The following is a 16,399-nucleotide window of genomic DNA, read 5'->3' as shown; positions in this document are numbered from 1 at the left end:
CATCCGTCTTGCTGCACGACCGAATCAACATACATCGTCGGGAATAACAACATGGGCAATCTGAAGGTTTCGACGCGACTGGGGTTGGGGTTTGGCGCCATCCTGGTGTTGCTGGGCGTGGTGGCACTGATCGGGATACTCAGGATCAATCAGATCAATAGTGATATCCACGCGGTCGTCGATGATTACTTTCCTAAAACGATCCAGGCCAACGCCATCATCGACAACATCAACACCATCGCGCGCGCGATGCGCAACACGCTCATTCTCGACGAGGCAACCGCGATTCGGGCCGAGGTCGAAGAAGTCGAGCAGGCGCGAGTCAGGATTTTGGAGAACCTGGAGCAACTGAAGCGGACCATCACCTCGCCCGAGGGTGTGGAGTTGCTATCGGCGGTCGAACAGGCACGCGGACAGTATGTCGGTCTGCAAACGAGCTTCCTGAATCTGGTCCGTGAGGGCCGTCAGCTCGAAGCCAAAGCACTGCTTGTGGGGTCCATTAGCGAGCGGCAGCAGGCGTATTTCAAGTCCATCAACCAACTCATTGACTACCAAACCAAACTGATGAACGAAAAGGGCGCGGCGGCTGGTCAGGCGGCTGAAGCGGCGACCTGGCAGCTGGTATTGCTCACCGTGCTAGCCCTGTTGATCGGAACAGGAATCGGAATCTGGATCGCCCGCGGTCTGCTACGCCAGCTCGGCGGCGAGCCCGACTATGCCGCCAACATGGTGCTGGCGGTCGCCAACGGCGATCTCTCGCACAGCATCCAGACCAAGGCCGGCGATACCACCAGCCTGCTAGCCTCGCTCAAGGTGATGCAGGAAGGACTCAAGCAACTGGTCGGCGAGATCGCCAGCATCGTGCATGGTGCCACCCAGGGCGACTTCAGTCGCCGTCTGGACGTCGCCGGTAAGCAGGGCTTCGGCAAGGAGATCAGTGAGGGACTCAATAAACTGGCCGAGACCACGGACGTCGGCCTCAAGGACGTCACGCGCGTGGCTAACGCTCTGGCCGTCGGCGACCTCTCCCAGAGCATCACCCGCGACTATCCCGGACTCTTCGGTGAGACCAAGAACGGCGTCAATGGCACCGTCAAGGCCCTGACCGCCGTGGTGGGCGAGATCCGCAATATCGTCGACGCCGCCAACCAAGGCGACTTCAGCACCAAGCTCGACCTGGCCGGCAAGCAGGGCTTCGCGCGCGACATCGCCCAGTTGCTCAACCAGCTCTCAGATACCACGGAAGTCGGCCTCAAAGACGTGATGCGTGTCTCTCAGGCGCTCGCCGATGGCGATCTGACCCAGACGATCACCAAAGACTACCCAGGACTCTTCGGCGAGACCAAGGCCGGCGTCAACACCACGGTCGCTAACCTCAAGGATGTGGTGTTCCGTATCCGCGAAGCCGTCGACACCATCAATACCGCCTCCGGCGAGATCGCCACCGGCAACCAGGATCTCAGTCAGCGCACCGAGGAGCAGGCCAGCTCGCTGGAAGAGACAGCCAGCTCTATGGAGGAGCTGACCAGCACCGTCAAGCAGAACGCCGACAACGCGCGTCAGGCCAATCAACTTGCCATCTCGGCGGCCGATGTGGCCGTCAAGGGCGGCATGGTCGTCGACGCCTCGGTGCAGACCATGGCTGACATCTCGGAGTCGAGCAAGAAGATCGCCGATATCATCGGCGTCATCGACGGCATCGCCTTCCAGACCAACATCCTGGCGCTCAATGCGGCGGTCGAGGCGGCGCGTGCCGGTGAGCAGGGACGCGGCTTCGCCGTGGTCGCCGCCGAGGTGCGCAGTCTCGCCCAGCGCTCGGCCAATGCCGCCAAGGAGATCAAAACACTCATCACCGACAGCGTCTCCAAGGTCGACTCAGGCACCTCACAGGTCAACGAGGCCGGCACGCGCATGACCGAGATTGTCGAGTCGATCAATCGTGTGACTAGCATCATGTCCGAGATCTCCGCCGCTTCGGTTGAGCAGTCCACGGGCATTGAGCAGGTCAATCAGGCCATCACCCAGATGGATGAGGTCACCCAGCAGAACGCCGCTCTGGTCGAAGAGGCGGCGGCCGCCGCTGAGGCGCTGGAGGATCAGGCCCGCACCCTGGCCGAGGTGGTCTCGGTGTTCAAAGTTGGGCAGGAACACGGCCAGGCGCGGACGGCCAAGCGCGCTGTCTCGCATCCGTCGACCAGTGTCGCCAAACCCGTCAAGACGACCGGGAAGGCCCATCCGCCACGGCCGGCCTCAAAGTCGGATGACGACGAATGGGCGGAATTCTGAATGCGCCGCGCCGACTTGAGCCGACCATAAACACTGTGAAGCCCGCGTGTCCATGAATGCGCCAGCGCCGCTGGATTCGGTCGAGCCGACGTCGGCGGGCGAGCGCGGTCTGGCGCTGATCGTCGATGACGAGGCGTCCAGTCATCGCCTGCTCGGACTCATGCTCGCCAAAGAAGGCTTTCGCACGCTCGCCGCCTTCAATGGCCGCGAAGCCCTGGAACTCTTCGAGCGCGAGCGTCCTGACATCGTGTTTATGGATGTCATGATGCCCGAAATGGACGGCTTAGAAGCCACACAGCGCATCAAGGCGTTGGTCGGAGCGGATTTCATCCCGGTCATCTTTCTGACCGCGCTCAAGGACGAGCAGTGTTTGTTGCGCTGCATCGAGGCCGGGGGCGATGACTTTCTCGCCAAGCCCTTCAGTTTCACGCGGCTCAGGGCGCGTGTCCTGGCGATGGAGCGCGTGCGTGATCTACAGCGCGCGCTCGCCGCCAAGCAGCAGCTGCTCGAACGCCTGCTGGAGCACGATCAGGAGGAGAAACAACTCGCCGAACGTGTCTGGACCCAGGCCGTCAAGTATCAGAATGCGTCGATTCCAGCCATTGGACTCATCGAGCGTCCAGCGACCATCTTCAATGGCGATCTGGTGCTCATGGGCTATCTTCCAGACGGTGGTCTGAGGATTTTGCTGGGCGACTTCACTGGACATGGACTCGCGGCGACCATTGGCGCGCTGCCCGTGGCGGACACCTTCCATGCCATGACCGCCAAGGGCTTCGACGATTCGGCCCTGCTCGCCGAGCTCAACCACAAGCTCTACCGTTTTTTGCCCACGGAGCGCTTCATGGCCGCCTACCTGATCTCGATTCCAGGGCAGGGCGACAGTCTGGGCTGGTGGAACGGGGGCATGCCGGCGGCCTATCAGCGTACAGCAACGGGGTTGAACGAGCTGCCGTCCCATGCGCTGCCGCTCGGCATCCAGGCCGAACTCCAGGATCCGGTCATGCGCCATACGTCGCTCGCTGCGGGAGATCGTCTACTGCTCATGAGCGATGGTCTGCTGGAAGCCGAGAATCAGCAGGGGCGGATGTTTGTTCATGAAGAGTTAAGCGCCGTCCTGGAGACTTGGGAGCCTGGAACACCGATCCTGCCGGCGCTGATGACCTGCTTCGACACGCATTGTACTGGAACCGAACAAACCGATGATGTGGCCGTGGTGGAAATTCCGCTTGATATCGGCCTGCTGCGTTGCCAGTCTGTAACCTGAGCATCCGGGTTATGCCAACGACCCTGTCCTCCACCAGCGGGACCATAAACCCTATGGCTAGAGTCGATACACTGTGCCGCAAGAACGCCAGAATCCTGGTCGTCGATGACGAGCGTGTCAGCCTCATCCTGATGGAGCGCCTGCTCCAGGCGGCCGGCTATTCGAACATCGTGTTGATTCAGGATCCCTACGAGTTCATGGCCACCTACGAGGCGGCGCCGGCTGACCTCATTCTGCTCGACATCGAGATGCCGGGCCTGAGCGGATTCGACCTCATCGAGCAGTTGGCCGCGCGCCAGGATCCGCTCACGCCGCCGATTCTGGTGCTGACTTCGCTACGCACGCGCGATTGCCGGATCCGCGCCCTGGAAGCCGGCGCCAGCGACTTCATCGGTAAGCCATTCGATCAGGCCGAAGTCGCCGCCCGTGTGCGCAATATGCTCGATGTGCAACTCGCCCATCGCATGGCGCACGACCAGAAAGACGTGCTTGAACGTCTCGTCTACGAGCGTACCCGTCAGATCAGCGAAACCCGGCTGCAAGTGGTGCAGCGTCTGGGACGTGCCGCCGAATATCGTGACAACGAGACCGGGCAGCACATCCTGCGCATGAGTCATACCTCGACCCTGCTGGCCCAGCATCTTGGCTGGGACGCCGAGCGCTGCGAGATCATGCTGCATGCCAGCCCCATGCATGATCTGGGCAAGATCGGTATTCCTGACAGCATCCTGCTCAAGCCCGGCGCGCTTACGCCCGAGGAATGGCAGATCATGCAGACCCACAGCACCATCGGCGGCGACATTCTCGGTGGCGACGACTCCGAGCTGTTGCAACTGGCGCGTGAGATCGCCCTGGCGCATCACGAAAAATGGGATGGCAATGGCTATCCGCTTGGGCTGACCGGCGAAGACATCCCCGAATCGGGGCGGATCGTGGCGCTGGCTGATGTCTTCGACGCCCTGACTTCGGTGCGGCCCTACAAGGCGGCCTGGGAGGTGGAGGCGGCGCTGGAGTGGATGCGCGGGCAGTCGGGCAAGCATTTCGACCCGCGTATCATGGCGGTCTTTCTCGAACTCGTCCCCGAGATCCTGGCGATCCGCGAACGCTTCGCCGATCCGCCGGTCTGACGCGCCGCTTCAGCGCTTATTTTTGGGATCCTCGTCCCGGACCAGACTCATGGCATCGACTGAGCGATCCGACGTGGCGCTCGGTGCCACTCCGCTCTGTAGCTTGATCATCAGGCGCACCTCGTTGGCCGAGTCAGCGTATTTGAGCGCATCCTCGTAGCTGATCTCGCCTTCCTGATACAGATTGAACAGCGCCTGATCGAAGGTGATCATGCCCTGTTCACCCGAACGCTTCATCAGATCCTTGAGCTTGTGCACCTCGCCCTGACGGATGAGATCGGCCGCCAGCGGTGTATTGAGCAGGATCTCAATCACGGCACGCCGGCCCTGACCGCTCTTACGCGGTGCCAACTGCTGGGCGACGATGCCCCGGAGATTGAGCGAAAGGTCCATGAGCATCTGGTTGCGCGATTCTTCGGGAAAGAAGTTGATGACGCGATCCATGGCCTGATTGGCGTTGTTGGCGTGCAGGGTGGCGAGCACCAGATGGCCGGTCTCGGCGAAGGTGATGGCGTATTCCATGGTCTGGCGGGTGCGGATCTCGCCGATCAGGATGACGTCCGGAGCCTGACGCAGGGTGTTGCGCAATGCGACTTCGAAGGACTCGGTGTCCACGCCGACTTCGCGCTGAGTGATGATGCAGCCGTCGTGCTCGTGGACGTACTCGATCGGATCCTCGACGGTGATGATGTGGCCCGAGCTGTGATGGTTGCGATAGCCGATCAGGGCCGCGAGCGACGTCGATTTACCCGTGCCGGTGGCACCGACGAAGATCACCAGACCGCGCTTGGTCATCCCCAGATCGCGCAGCACTGAGGGTAGCTTCAATTCTTCCAGGGTCGGGATCCGGTTCTCGATCCGTCGCAGCACCATGCCGACCGCATCGCGCTGGACGAAGGCGCTGACGCGAAAGCGTCCGAGTGGTGCACGATCGAGCGCGAACTGACATTCCTTGGTATCGTCGAACTCAGCGCGCTGGCGCTCGTTCATGATCTCGTAGACCATGCCGCGCGACTGCTCGGCCGTGAGCGGCTGCTTGGCGGCGGGATAGAGCGTGCCGTCAATCTTGATCGTCGGCGGCCAGCCGGCGGTGATGAAGAGGTCCGAACCCTTTTTCTCGGCCAGGGCACCCAGCAGTTGTTCCAGTGCGCGCTTCAGATCCATGGGTCAACCTCATTCGGTTCAATGGGAGACGATCGGCATGTGCTGGGGCTTGAGGCCATCAGCGAGTCTCAAGCGGCGTTCAGGCGAAATCCTCCTTGCTCTGCGCCTTGGTACGGGCATCCTGGCGGGTGATGAGCCCTTTCGACAGCAGTTCCTTGAGGTTCTGATCCAGGGTCTGCATGCCATGCGCCTGACCGGTCTGGATCGCCGAATACATCTGGGCGATCTTGGCCTCGCGGATGAGATTGCGGATGGCCGGGGTGCCCATCATGATTTCGTGCGCCGCGATGCGTCCACCGCCGGTTTTCTTCAACAGCGTCTGCGAGATGACCGCGCGCAGTGACTCCGAGAGCATGGCGCGCACCATGTCCTTTTCAGCCGCCGGGAAGACGTCGATGATCCGGTCGATGGTCTTGGCCGCCGAGGTGGTGTGCAGGGTGCCGAAAACCAGATGGCCGGTCTCGGCGGCGGTCAGCGCCAGCCGGATGGTTTCCAGGTCGCGCATCTCGCCGACCAGGATGATGTCCGGGTCCTGGCGCAGGGCCGAGCGCAACGCCTCGCTGAAACCCAGGGTGTCCTTGTGGACCTCGCGCTGGTTGATCAGACACTTCTTGCTGACGTGCACGAACTCGATCGGATCCTCGATGGTGAGGATGTGCGCGTAGTCGTTATCGTTGATGTGGTCGATCATGGCCGCGAGCGTGGTCGACTTGCCTGAGCCGGTCGGACCGGTGACCAGGATCAGCCCGCGCGGGATGTTGATGATGTCTTTGAAGCTCTTGGGTGCCTTGAGTTCTTCAAGCGTCAACACCTTGGAGGGGATGGTGCGGAAGACCGCGCCGGCGCCGCGTTTCTGGTTGAAGGCATTGACACGGAAGCGCGCCACACCGGGGATCTCGAACGAGAAGTCAGTCTCCAGGAACTCCTCGTAGTCCTTGCGCTGCTTGTCGTTCATGATGTCGTAGACGAGCGAATGAACCGCGCGATGTTCCAGCGGTGGAACATTGATGCGGCGCATGTCGCCGTCGACCCGGATCATAGGGGGCAGCCCGGCCGACAGATGCAGGTCTGAGGCATTGTTCTTGACACTAAAGGCCAACAGTTCGGCGATGTCCATGCATCCTCCTCAGACAGAGTTTCAAATCGGCGTCAAAGCGCGTCCCGTTCCAGAAGCGCCACCTTCTCCATCACCATCGACTCCAGATCGCGCTTGTACCGGGCGACCCGTTCCAGGAGCGCGGTGTCCGCTGTGCCCAGGATCTGCGCGGCCAGAATGCCGGCATTCTTGGCGCCATTGATCGCGACCGTGGCGACAGGAACACCGCCCGGCATCTGCACGATCGACAGCAGCGAATCCTGACCCGAGAGTGCCGAGGTCTTGATCGGCACGCCGATGACCGGCAGCGGCGTGATGGCGGCGGCCATGCCCGGCAGATGGGCCGCACCGCCGGCGCCGGCGACGATGACACGCAGACCACGCTCGACGGCCCCTTGAGCATAGTCGTAGAGCCGCTGGGGCGTGCGATGGGCCGAGACAATGGTCATCTCGTAGCGGACACCGAGCTCGTCGAGCATGGCGGCGGCTTCGCGCATCACCGGCAGATCCGAATCGCTCCCCATGATGATACCGACCAGCGGGCGTTGCGCGGCGTCCATGGTGACGGGTGCCGATGTGGAACTGGAGTGGCTCATGGGTGGTCTTCCCCCGAAATTTCGATGAGTTCGCGCACCTGGAGCGCCTTGTGTTCGGCCAGCGCGATATCCGGATCGAGCACGGTGACATGTCCCATCTTGCGATAGGGGGCGGTCGCCGCCTTGCCATAGAGATGCAGACAGACGCCCGGAATAGCCAGTGCCTCGCCCATGCCCTTGATGACCGGACGACCGCGATGTTCGGGCGCGCCGAGCAGGTTGATCATAGCGGCGGGCGAGAGTTGATCGGTCGTGCCCAGCGGCAGCCCGACCACGGCACGCAGATGCTGCTCGAACTGGTCGGTGACATTGGCTTCGATGGTGTGATGGCCCGAGTTGTGGGTGCGCGGCGCGACCTCGTTGACCAGGAGTTCGCCCGACTCGGTCAGAAACAGCTCGACGCCGAAGATGCCCACGCCGCCCAGTGTCTCGACGGTGCGCACAGCCAGCGCCACAGCGGCCTCAGCCGTCTCGGGGGCGATGCGCGCTGGAGCCAGCAGGAGATCGAGCACGTTCTCGCCAGGCCGAAAGACCATCTCGACCACTGGATAGCAGCGGCAGTCGCCATCGTGTCCGCGCGCGACGACAACGGCCAGTTCCTTCTCGGCTGGAACGAAGCGTTCGAGCAGCGCGGGCACCGGGAGATGGCGCGCATAGTCCGCGGCGGATTTGAGGATAGACACGCCGCGACCGTCATAGCCGCCGCGTCGGGCTTTCTGCACCAGTGGATAGCCGAAGGCGGCGAAGGCTTCAGGACTCGGCTCGGGCATGGCGATAAAGGGCGCGGTCGGGATGCCGGCCGCGGCGAGCGCTTCTTTCTGTGTCAGCTTGTCCTGGATAAGCGCCAGCACCCTGGGCGAGGGATGGATACGGTGTCCCTCGTGTTCGAGCTGGATGAGCGTCTCGGTGTCGATGTCCTCGATGTCGAACGTGATGACATCACAGGAGTCGGCCAGCTCGCGCAGCTTGGCCGGGTCATGATAGTTGCCGACGATCTGATGACCAGCGACCTGGCCGGCCGGCGAGCCGGGTGTCGGGTCGAGTATCACGCAGGTACAGCCGAGGCGCTTAGCGGCCTTGGCCAGCATACGGCCGAGCTGGCCGCCGCCAATGATACCGATCCGGGCAAGAGGGAGAGGAAATACGTCCATGGAGCAATGATCAGTGTTCTTCGGGCGGTTGGGAAGCCCCGCCGCCCGGATTCGAGCGGCGATGGCGCAATATTCGCTATTGTGGACTGGGAGCCGGGGTTCGACCACCCCTAACGCTCGAATCGTCCGCTGGGCGCATGGTTCAGGGCTGTCTCGCAGCGGGTGCGGAGAGCGGTTGAGCGAGCGGTCCGTCGATTGGGTCGAGTCGCAAGTGACCGATTGTCCGAACCTCGTCCGGTCCGTGCCAGGGCCAGATATGAGACTGCACCGCCAGCCAGTCGTCGAGCTGGTCGGTCCGGTAGGGCGAGAAGCGATGTCCCGACTGGCCGAGCGTCAGGGTGCCGCGCGTCTGGTGCCAGTCGGCCGGGGTGGCGACGAAGCGCGTCGAAGCGCCGAACAGACCCTTACCGGGTTCCTGGGGCCGGGTCTTGATGACATCGACCGTATCTGAGCCGCCGCCGACGCCGGTGGGGCCGACGCTGAAGAGATCGCCCAGCAATGGTAGTCGGTCGAAGGCGTGGGTGAAGCGTACCGAGCGGATCTGGTCGAGCCGCACATCGTCGCCATGCGCGTCGAGCGCCGTCCTGGCCGAGCGCAGCGCGCGCGCCCAGATCGTGGCGGGCGTCTCGATCTCGGGTGTCGTGACATCGTCCCAGAATTCGGACTCGCCGGTGCGCAGTGTCTCCTGGAGCGGGTTGTAGGCCACGATTGAGAGCGAGAGCAGCGACGACAGATCCGCGCCCAGTTCGTCGCCGTAGAGGGCTTGGAACAGCGCGGGCTCCAGTAAGGCGGCAAAGGCGGCCGGGCGGCTCGCGCCATCCATGGCGCCGTCCCAGTCGAGCAGTTGGGTCTCGGCGATCGACCAGGCGTCCGGATCGAGGGCGCGGAGCTCGGACTCCAGCCGACGCAGTGAGGTCAGCATCATCCGCCCCTGGAGGCTCACGCGGTCGGACTGGATCTCGGCCATCGACGCGGGCGTGAGCGGCCCTGACGCGCTGAGCCGCGCGGCAATACGTTGGGCGCGGTGCGGCGACATCCAGGCATTGCTGACCTGAACCGGATAATCGACCGGAATGGTGCGCTGGTTGGCGGTGATGATGAGTCCATCGGTTGGATTGATGGTGCTCGGGTTCAGTGACTGTGGAACCTCGCCCTGCCAGTCGTAAGCGTCGAGCCAGCCGGGGACGGGAAAAACGCCCGAGCTACGCCCGCGTTGGGGCAGGACGCCCGTCATCTGCCAGGCGATGCCGCCGTCGCGATGGGCCAGCATCAGGTTGGTCGCGACATGGCGGAAGTTCAGGCCCGCCGCGCGTGCTTCATCCAGCGTCCGGGCCTGACAGAGACCGCGCACCGCCTGGAAGGCGCGGTCAGGCGCGTCATGGGTCTGACGCAGCGCGATCAGCTCGCTGTCCAGGCCCGTCTCAGACAGATCCATGAGCGTGCCCGTGATCTCGCCGAGGATGTCGTTCAGGATCACGCCGCGGCTGGTGGAGCGGATCGCGATGTCGACCGCCGCGCCGCCCCGGACGTCGATCGTCTCGTGACGGATCTGGATCGGCTCGGGCGCGCGGCCTTCGCGTTCCACCGCGAGACCATCGGCGGTCGGGCGCTCGATGAAGATATCCTGGGTGTCGGCGATGACACTCGTGACGCCCCAGGCCAGATCGGCATTGTGTCCGATCAGCACCAGCGGCACACCGGGGAGACTCACGCCGGCCACATGCAGCTCGGGCGCGATCAGCTCCAGCTCGTACCAGATGCCCGGCATCGAAAAGGCCAGATGCGGATCATTAGCCAGCAGCGCCTCGCCGGTGGCGGTGCGCGCGCCCGTCGCCAGCCAGGCATTGCTTGCGGGTGTCGGGGTTGGCAGCCCGAGCCGTGCGGGATAGTCAAGTATCGGAGCAAGCGTGGCGATGTCGAATCCGGATGCTGGAGATGCAGCAACGGGGGATGTCGTCGCCAGATAGTCGAGCAGCTCAGGGGGAACCTCGGGCGGCGCGATCCCCTCGTCGGTCGGGAATAGCATCCGGGCACGTTCGGGACCGATCCGCCGTGCCAGACGCAGAAAGGTCAGCTCGCCGCGCGCGTTGAACGACTGGGTCCAGGCCATGTAGGTGCCGATCACCAGACTGTCCTCGGGTCGCCAGGGCGCCGGTTCGAGTCCGCTGATCAGATATTCCAGCGGTCGACGCCCGCGCGCGCTGTCGCGATAGGCGTTGACTCCAGCGGCATAGGCGTCGAGCAGGGCGCGATCCGCGTCATCCATCGACTTCAGGGCGCGCCGTGCCTCGACCGGCAGACCAACGGTGCGAAAGAAGCGGTCGACCGCCACGACCTCCGGGCCGAAGAGTTCGGCCAGTCGCCCACCGCCGAGCCGGCGCAACAGATCCATTTGCCACATCCGTTCCGAGGCTGTCACATAGCCCTGCGCGAAGACCAGATCCCGAAGATCGCTTGCCTCGATGGTCGGCACGGCATGGGGACCGAAACGCACCGCGACCGGGCGGGCGAGTCCGGACAGCGCGACGGTGCCCGAATAGGACGGTTCGGCGCGTTTGCCCAGCCAGTAGAGCGTGCCGCCGGCGCCGATGGCGATGAGTGCGGGCAGCAGGAGGATGGACAGCAGCCAATACCAGCGGCGCTTTGACATGCGGAGTAATCCTGATTTGGGCAGTGTGATCGACGCTTGATGAACCAAGACATTCGGTGTTGGGTGTCGTGGATCGGTTATGTTTGAACGCTCTGTACTTTAACCCAGCGATGAGGATTCATGGTCATGTTGAACCAACCTGATCTCCAGGCCGTCAAGACCTATCTGCTCGATCTCCAGGATCGTATCACCGAGGCGTTGCGCGCGGCCGATGGCGGGGCCGAGTTGCGTCAGGACGCCTGGGAGCGGCCCGGCGGCGGGGGCGGACGCACGCGCGTGATCCGCGAGGGACTGGTGTTCGAGCAATGCGGCATCAACTTCTCGCACGTCCACGGCGAGCGGCTGCCGCCCTCGGCCAGTGCCCAGCGGCCCGAGCTGGCCGGACGGCGCTTCGAGGCGCTGGGTGTGTCGCTGGTCGCGCATCCCTTGAATCCCTATGTGCCCTCGTCGCATCTGAACGTGCGCTTCTTCCTCGCCGAAAAGGAGGGCGCCGAGCCGGTCTGGTGGTTCGGCGGCGGCTTCGATCTCACGCCCTATTATGGCTTCGAGGAGGATGTCGTCCACTGGCACCGCAACGCGCGTGCGGCCTGCGAGCCGTTCGGCACGGAACTCTATCCGCGTTTCAAGGCGTGGTGTGATGAGTATTTTTTTATCAAGCATCGCCAGGAGCCGCGCGGTGTCGGCGGGATCTTCTTCGATGACTTCGACCATGGCGGTTTCGAGCCGGCCTTTGCTTTTTGGCGTCGCGTCGGCGATCACTATCTGACCGGCTATCTGCCGATCGTCGAGCGCCGCTGGGCCACGACCTATGGCGACCGCGAGCGCGAGTTCCAGAAGGTTCGGCGCGGGCGCTATGTCGAGTTCAATCTGGTCCAGGACCGGGGCACCCTGTTCGGGTTGCAGTCGGGCGGGCGGACTGAATCCATCCTGGTCTCCATGCCGCCCGAGGTGAGCTGGCGCTACGACCATCAGTCCGAGCCGGGGACGCCGGAGGCTGAGCTGTTGGAGCGCTTTCTGGTGGTGCGCGATTGGTTGGGTGAGGCGGGCGATTGAGGGTCGGGGATGACCGCTTGGCGTCGCTCGGCGTGAGGTCGGCTCAGTCGTCGCCATGCGGCGAGGGCGCGGCGAAGATGGTCAGTTTGAGTTCGGCGTCGTCGAGCAGGCGATAGTCCGGTCGCCGGCCGGACAGCCGGTCGCTGTCCATGAGGATCAGGCAATCTTGGCCAATGGGATGATCCTGGCGAGATCTTCCGCGATCTCACGTCGTGCCTTGGCCGCATCATAATCAGCCTGGAGCCCGATCCAGAACCCATCGTTCAGGCCGAAGAAACGCGAAAGACGCAAACCCGTATCGGCGCTGATGGAGCGACGTCCAGCCAGGATCTCGCTGATCCGCGTCTGCTGGACGCCAATCGCCTTCGACAACCGGTAAGCTGTGAGGCCCAGGGGTTCCAGGAACTCCTGGGCCAGAATCTCGCCGGGCGTCACAAGCGCCAGATCGTCATCCGCCACGTCCGAGAAATCGATGTTGCGCAGGTCTTCTGCTCTGAGGCTCATGTGCGGGTTACCGATGGTAATCAACGATCTCAACCTCCCATGCATCACCTTCTCGCCATACAAAACACAGTCGCCACTGGTCGTTGAGGCGGATGCTGTATTGTCCCTGCCTGTCACCCGATAAGGCTTCAAGGCGGTTTCCGGGTGGAATTCGGAGTTCGTCCAGGGTCTCGACACGGTTGAGAATCGCCAACTTGCGTTGGGCGATCTTCGCCAACTCAGCGCTGATCGCCTTGGGTTTCTTTCCAGCCCCAACGGCAGCGGTTTCCTTGTTGGCGTAGGTTTTTATCATGGGTCGATACTATCGCCGCGCGGAAGTATCGTCAAAACTATCGGCATTCAAGCGCCCGTGACGCCGCGATAGAGTTCCAGATACTGATCCAGAATGGCGCGGCGGCTGAATTCATGCTCCACCCGCTCCAACCCGCGCGCGACCAGCGCCGCCATCAGCCCCGGATCGGACAGCGTCTGGCGGATGCCTTCGGCCAGCGCGGCGGCCTCGGCGCAGGGCACGCACCAGGCGTCCTCGCCGTGGCGGGCCAGCTCGCGCGCACCACGGAACCTGGCCGTCACCAGCGGCGTGCCCCAGGCCCAGGCTTCGAGGATGACATTGCCCAGCGTCTCTTCCTCCAGCGAGGGGAAGACGATCAGATCCGCCATCTGGAGATAGGGCGCCGGGTCGCGCTGCCAGCCGGCCCAGACGATCCGGTGTGACTGGCCGCTCTGTTCAGCCTGGCGTCGCAATTCGGGACCGAGCGGACCATCACCGACCATCACCAGTCGCAGCGGACGCCCGGCGAGGGTCTCGGGCAGACGCGCGAGTGCCTCGATCAGATAGCGCTGGCCCTTGACCGGCACCAAGCGCCCGAGCGTGACCAGCACCCAGGCATCATCCGGCAGACCATGCGCGACCCGGCGCTCGGCGACGACCTCGGGTGCGACCGGACGCGCCGGATCGGCGAAATTGTAGATGTGATAAACACGCTCGGCGGGCAGTCCCTGGCGCACCATCCAATCGCACAGGCCCAGGGTGTTGCCGATCCAGCCGTGGGCGTGACGATAGGGACCAAGTGCGTAATAGCCGCCGAGCCGGGCCAGATGGACCGGAGCGCCCGCGCGCGGCAGACGCGCAAGCCGGGTGGCACGGCCCATGTAGGTCTGGACGATGTCAGGCTGAAGGCGCTGGATCAGACCTCCGACCGCATGGCGCGACCAGGGATCCCAGGTGGTGCGATAGGGCAGGCGATGGACCGGAAGTCCGCCGAGATCCAGCCCGTCGAGCGCGCTCCCCTGGCGGATCGCCAACTGCGCCGGCGCCCCGCATTCGGCCAGCGCGGCGCTGAAGCGGATGAACCAGCGTTCGGCGCCGCCGAGCGCCTTGCTGGCGACCATTTGCAGTGTGGTCGGGTCGGTCATGAGTGCGTCGATCCAGTCGCGTCGAGCAACTCCCGATAGACCGCGAGATTGCCCTCGACCATGGCGTCGATCGAGAACTCGCGCGCCATCAGCGCCCGACCGCCCGCGCCCAGAACACGACACTGCTCAGGGTCATCAAGCAGTGCGCCGATCGCCGTGCGCAGGGCCACGACATCGCCCGGCGGAACCAGAAGGCCGTTCTCGCCCTCGCGCACCGCCTCGGGGATGCCGCCGGCGCGGCTGGCAACGATGGGCACGCCGGCGCTGGCCGCCTGGAGCAGCGAGACGCCCAAGCCTTCCATGAGCGCCGGATGCACGACCAGATCGAGCGCAGGCAGGATCTCGGGCAGATCGTCGCGAAAACCGGCGAGCCGGACATGACGGCTCAGTCCAGCCGCCTCGATCCGGCGTTGCAGATCGTCCGCCAGTGGCCCCTGGCCGAAGAAGCGCACCTGGATCTCGGGATACGCGGCGATCAGCTCAGGCAGCGCGTCGAGCAGAAAGCGATGCCCCTTACGCGGAATCAACTGCGCGATCACGCCGATAAGGAAGGTATCGGCCGGCACCTGGAGCTGTGCGCGAATCGCGGCCCGGTCGACCGACGCCGCATAGCACTCATGGTCGACCGCGCTACGCACTACGCGCAGTTTCGCCGCCGGCAGTCCCTCAGCGAGCAACACCTGCCCGATCCCTGCCGAAATGGCGATCACCCGATCATGCAGCCGGTACTTCAGGGCGACCAGCCAGCGCGGTTCGGGATTGTCGACCCGGCGCGTATGGATCACCGGCACCCCGGCCAGCCGCGCGGCGATCCCGCCCATGACATCGGCACCGATGCGGCTGTGCAGATGCACCAGATCCGGCCGGCTGGCGCGAATCAGACGATACAGGCGCGCGGCCATCAGCAGATCAGCATCGCCATGCATCGGCAGGCCATGCACCTCGGCGAAGGGCGCAGCGGCCTCGGCCAGCGCACAGCCGCGCGGACAGGCCAGTAGATTCTCATGCCCCCGCGCCGCCAGTCCACGCACCAGATGCAGCACCTGAAAGGCCCCGCCATAGAGATGACGCCCGCCCTCGACGTGCAGAATCTTCACGCCCGCAACACCGCGTCGGCGGCGCGCAGGATCTCATCGGCCTCGATCGCACGCATGCAGTCGAACCGCCCGTCACAGCTCGGACGACGCTTGCAGGGCGAGCAGGGCAGGGCGTGATGGAGCACCCGCGCATTGGCGCGCGTGGTGTCGAGATAGGGACAGGTCGAGCCGAACAGCAGCAGGCTCGGCGTATCGAAGGCGATGCCCATGTGCGAAAGCCCGGTATCGACGCCGATCAGCAGCGCCGCGCGGTCGATCAGGGCCGCTGCCTCGGTGAGACTGGTCTGGCCGGTCAGATCGAGCAACTGGTCGTCAGCGTCGTCGGCGATCCGCCGCGCTGCCTCGCGGTCGCCCGGACCGCCGAGCAGCACTGGCACCAGCCCCAGTTCGTCGCGGACACGGTGCGCGAGTCTGGCCCAGCGGTCCTCGATCCAATGTTTCTGCGGGCGCGTCGTGAAGGGACAGAACACCGCATAACCGTTGGCGAGCGACTCGCGCGCGATGACCGACTCGGCGAAAGCCGCTTCCGCCTCGCCATAGTGGACCGCCATCCGAAAGCCCTCCGCGACCGGCAAGGCGAGCGACTCGGCCAGAAAGCGATACTCCGAGCCGATCAGTCTGGACTCACCGCCGCGCGGCAGCCGGCGCGTCATCAGCCACTGACTGCCCTCGCGCGAACCCAGCCCGATGCGTTCACGCGCGCCCGAGAGCCAGGTCAGGACTCCGCTCTTGAGCAGCCCTTGCAGATCGAGCGCGAGATCGAAGTCGTGCTGGCGCAGATTGGCCCGCAGTGTACGAATCCCCGCCCACAGCTCGCGATAACGACGCTCGCGCCACAGCCGCTGCCAGTGGCGCAGTGGACAGACGATCACGGCATCGAGATCCGGATGACGGTCGAGCAGCGCCGCGCATTCAGGCTGGACCAGCCAGGCAATGCGCGCCTCGGGCCAGCGACGGCGCAGCGCCGCGACCAGCGGCGAGGCGAAGACGAT

Annotated in this window: 14 protein-coding genes; 4 read left to right on the top strand and 10 right to left on the bottom strand. The window is 64.3% G+C overall.

Features of this window, described 5'->3' with window-relative positions; all coding sequences use genetic code 11:
- The first annotated feature begins 51 nt into the window (after window positions 1-51).
- The 3 genes from GJ668_RS20975 to GJ668_RS15200 are packed head-to-tail and all read left to right on the top strand — an operon-like array spanning window position 52 to window position 4,680.
- Entirely contained in the window at window positions 52-2,286 is a 2,235-nt protein-coding gene (locus GJ668_RS20975; RefSeq protein ID WP_155450985.1) for a methyl-accepting chemotaxis protein, read from the top strand.
- Window positions 2,287-2,338: 52 nt separating this feature from the next.
- Window positions 2,339-3,553 carry a fused response regulator/phosphatase gene (locus GJ668_RS15205; RefSeq protein WP_155451003.1) on the top strand — a complete coding sequence of 405 codons (1,215 nt, stop codon included), beginning with the start codon at window positions 2,339-2,341 and terminating at the stop codon, window positions 3,551-3,553.
- 53 nt (window positions 3,554-3,606) lie between these two features.
- On the top strand, window positions 3,607-4,680 hold the full coding sequence (locus tag GJ668_RS15200; protein ID WP_155450984.1) for an HD domain-containing phosphohydrolase: 1,074 nt from the start codon (window positions 3,607-3,609) through the stop codon (window positions 4,678-4,680).
- A gap of 9 nt (window positions 4,681-4,689) precedes the next feature.
- Here the strand turns inward: GJ668_RS15200 and GJ668_RS15195 are convergent, their stop codons facing one another.
- From GJ668_RS15195 to GJ668_RS15175, 5 genes are all read right to left on the bottom strand, one after another.
- Window positions 4,690-5,844: a PilT/PilU family type 4a pilus ATPase gene (locus tag GJ668_RS15195; protein WP_155450983.1), complete on the bottom strand. Its 1,155-nt coding sequence runs from the start codon at window positions 5,842-5,844 to the stop codon at window positions 4,690-4,692.
- Window positions 5,845-5,923: 79 nt separating this feature from the next.
- Window positions 5,924-6,961, bottom strand: coding sequence for a type IV pilus twitching motility protein PilT (locus GJ668_RS15190; RefSeq protein ID WP_155450982.1), 1,038 nt, complete (start codon window positions 6,959-6,961; stop codon window positions 5,924-5,926).
- Window positions 6,962-6,993: 32 nt separating this feature from the next.
- Entirely contained in the window at window positions 6,994-7,536 is a 543-nt protein-coding gene (gene purE, locus GJ668_RS15185; RefSeq protein WP_246194923.1) for a 5-(carboxyamino)imidazole ribonucleotide mutase, read from the bottom strand.
- Window positions 7,533-8,687: a 5-(carboxyamino)imidazole ribonucleotide synthase gene (gene purK, locus GJ668_RS15180; protein WP_155450981.1), complete on the bottom strand. Its 1,155-nt coding sequence runs from the start codon at window positions 8,685-8,687 to the stop codon at window positions 7,533-7,535. The genes purE and purK overlap by 4 nt, the downstream gene beginning before the upstream one ends.
- Window positions 8,688-8,829: 142 nt before the next feature.
- Window positions 8,830-11,337 carry a penicillin acylase family protein gene (locus GJ668_RS15175; protein WP_155450980.1) on the bottom strand — a complete coding sequence of 836 codons (2,508 nt, stop codon included), beginning with the start codon at window positions 11,335-11,337 and terminating at the stop codon, window positions 8,830-8,832.
- A 126-nt stretch (window positions 11,338-11,463) separates the two neighbouring features.
- Here GJ668_RS15175 and hemF point away from each other — a divergent pair, with 126 nt between their 5' ends.
- Entirely contained in the window at window positions 11,464-12,390 is a 927-nt protein-coding gene (gene hemF, locus GJ668_RS15170; protein ID WP_155450979.1) for an oxygen-dependent coproporphyrinogen oxidase, read from the top strand.
- A gap of 156 nt (window positions 12,391-12,546) precedes the next feature.
- Here hemF and GJ668_RS15165 read toward each other — a convergent pair whose 3' ends face one another.
- From GJ668_RS15165 to GJ668_RS15145, 5 genes are all read right to left on the bottom strand, one after another.
- Window positions 12,547-12,894, bottom strand: a complete 348-nt coding sequence (locus GJ668_RS15165) for a HigA family addiction module antitoxin (protein WP_155450978.1) — start codon at window positions 12,892-12,894, stop codon at window positions 12,547-12,549.
- Window positions 12,895-12,901: 7 nt separating this feature from the next.
- Window positions 12,902-13,186, bottom strand: a complete 285-nt coding sequence (locus tag GJ668_RS15160) for a type II toxin-antitoxin system RelE/ParE family toxin (RefSeq protein WP_155450977.1) — start codon at window positions 13,184-13,186, stop codon at window positions 12,902-12,904.
- Window positions 13,187-13,233: 47 nt separating this feature from the next.
- Window positions 13,234-14,310 (bottom strand): glycosyltransferase, encoded by a 1,077-nt coding sequence (locus GJ668_RS15155; RefSeq protein WP_155450976.1) that lies wholly within the window; start codon window positions 14,308-14,310, stop codon window positions 13,234-13,236.
- On the bottom strand, window positions 14,307-15,407 hold the full coding sequence (locus GJ668_RS15150) for a glycosyltransferase (protein ID WP_186343131.1): 1,101 nt from the start codon (window positions 15,405-15,407) through the stop codon (window positions 14,307-14,309). The genes GJ668_RS15155 and GJ668_RS15150 overlap by 4 nt, the downstream gene beginning before the upstream one ends.
- Window positions 15,404-16,399: glycosyltransferase family 9 protein (locus tag GJ668_RS15145; protein ID WP_155450975.1), on the bottom strand; the 996-nt coding region annotated here is incomplete at its 5' end. The genes GJ668_RS15145 and GJ668_RS15150, both read right to left, overlap by 4 nt.

The organism is Allochromatium palmeri (genome assembly GCF_009720725.1).
Taxonomy (GTDB): domain Bacteria; phylum Pseudomonadota; class Gammaproteobacteria; order Chromatiales; family Chromatiaceae; genus Thermochromatium; species Thermochromatium palmeri.
This window is presented reverse-complemented; position numbering and strand designations above follow the sequence as displayed.

What these genes read in the sequence shown, in the direction of transcription:
- GJ668_RS20975 (WP_155450985.1), top strand. Translation starts at nt 52, where the DNA reads ATGGGCAATCTGAAGGTTTCGACGCGACTGGGGTTGGGGTTTGGCGCC.
- GJ668_RS15205 (WP_155451003.1), top strand. Translation starts at nt 2,339, where the DNA reads ATGAATGCGCCAGCGCCGCTGGATTCGGTCGAGCCGACGTCGGCGGGC.
- GJ668_RS15200 (WP_155450984.1), top strand. Translation starts at nt 3,607, where the DNA reads ATGGCTAGAGTCGATACACTGTGCCGCAAGAACGCCAGAATCCTGGTC.
- GJ668_RS15195 (WP_155450983.1), bottom strand. Translation starts at nt 5,844, where the DNA reads ATGGATCTGAAGCGCGCACTGGAACAACTGCTGGGTGCCCTGGCCGAG.
- GJ668_RS15190 (WP_155450982.1), bottom strand. Translation starts at nt 6,961, where the DNA reads ATGGACATCGCCGAACTGTTGGCCTTTAGTGTCAAGAACAATGCCTCA.
- purE (WP_246194923.1), bottom strand. Translation starts at nt 7,536, where the DNA reads ATGAGCCACTCCAGTTCCACATCGGCACCCGTCACCATGGACGCCGCG.
- purK (WP_155450981.1), bottom strand. Translation starts at nt 8,687, where the DNA reads ATGGACGTATTTCCTCTCCCTCTTGCCCGGATCGGTATCATTGGCGGC.
- GJ668_RS15175 (WP_155450980.1), bottom strand. Translation starts at nt 11,337, where the DNA reads ATGTCAAAGCGCCGCTGGTATTGGCTGCTGTCCATCCTCCTGCTGCCC.
- hemF (WP_155450979.1), top strand. Translation starts at nt 11,464, where the DNA reads ATGTTGAACCAACCTGATCTCCAGGCCGTCAAGACCTATCTGCTCGAT.
- GJ668_RS15165 (WP_155450978.1), bottom strand. Translation starts at nt 12,894, where the DNA reads ATGAGCCTCAGAGCAGAAGACCTGCGCAACATCGATTTCTCGGACGTG.
- GJ668_RS15160 (WP_155450977.1), bottom strand. Translation starts at nt 13,186, where the DNA reads ATGATAAAAACCTACGCCAACAAGGAAACCGCTGCCGTTGGGGCTGGA.
- GJ668_RS15155 (WP_155450976.1), bottom strand. Translation starts at nt 14,310, where the DNA reads ATGACCGACCCGACCACACTGCAAATGGTCGCCAGCAAGGCGCTCGGC.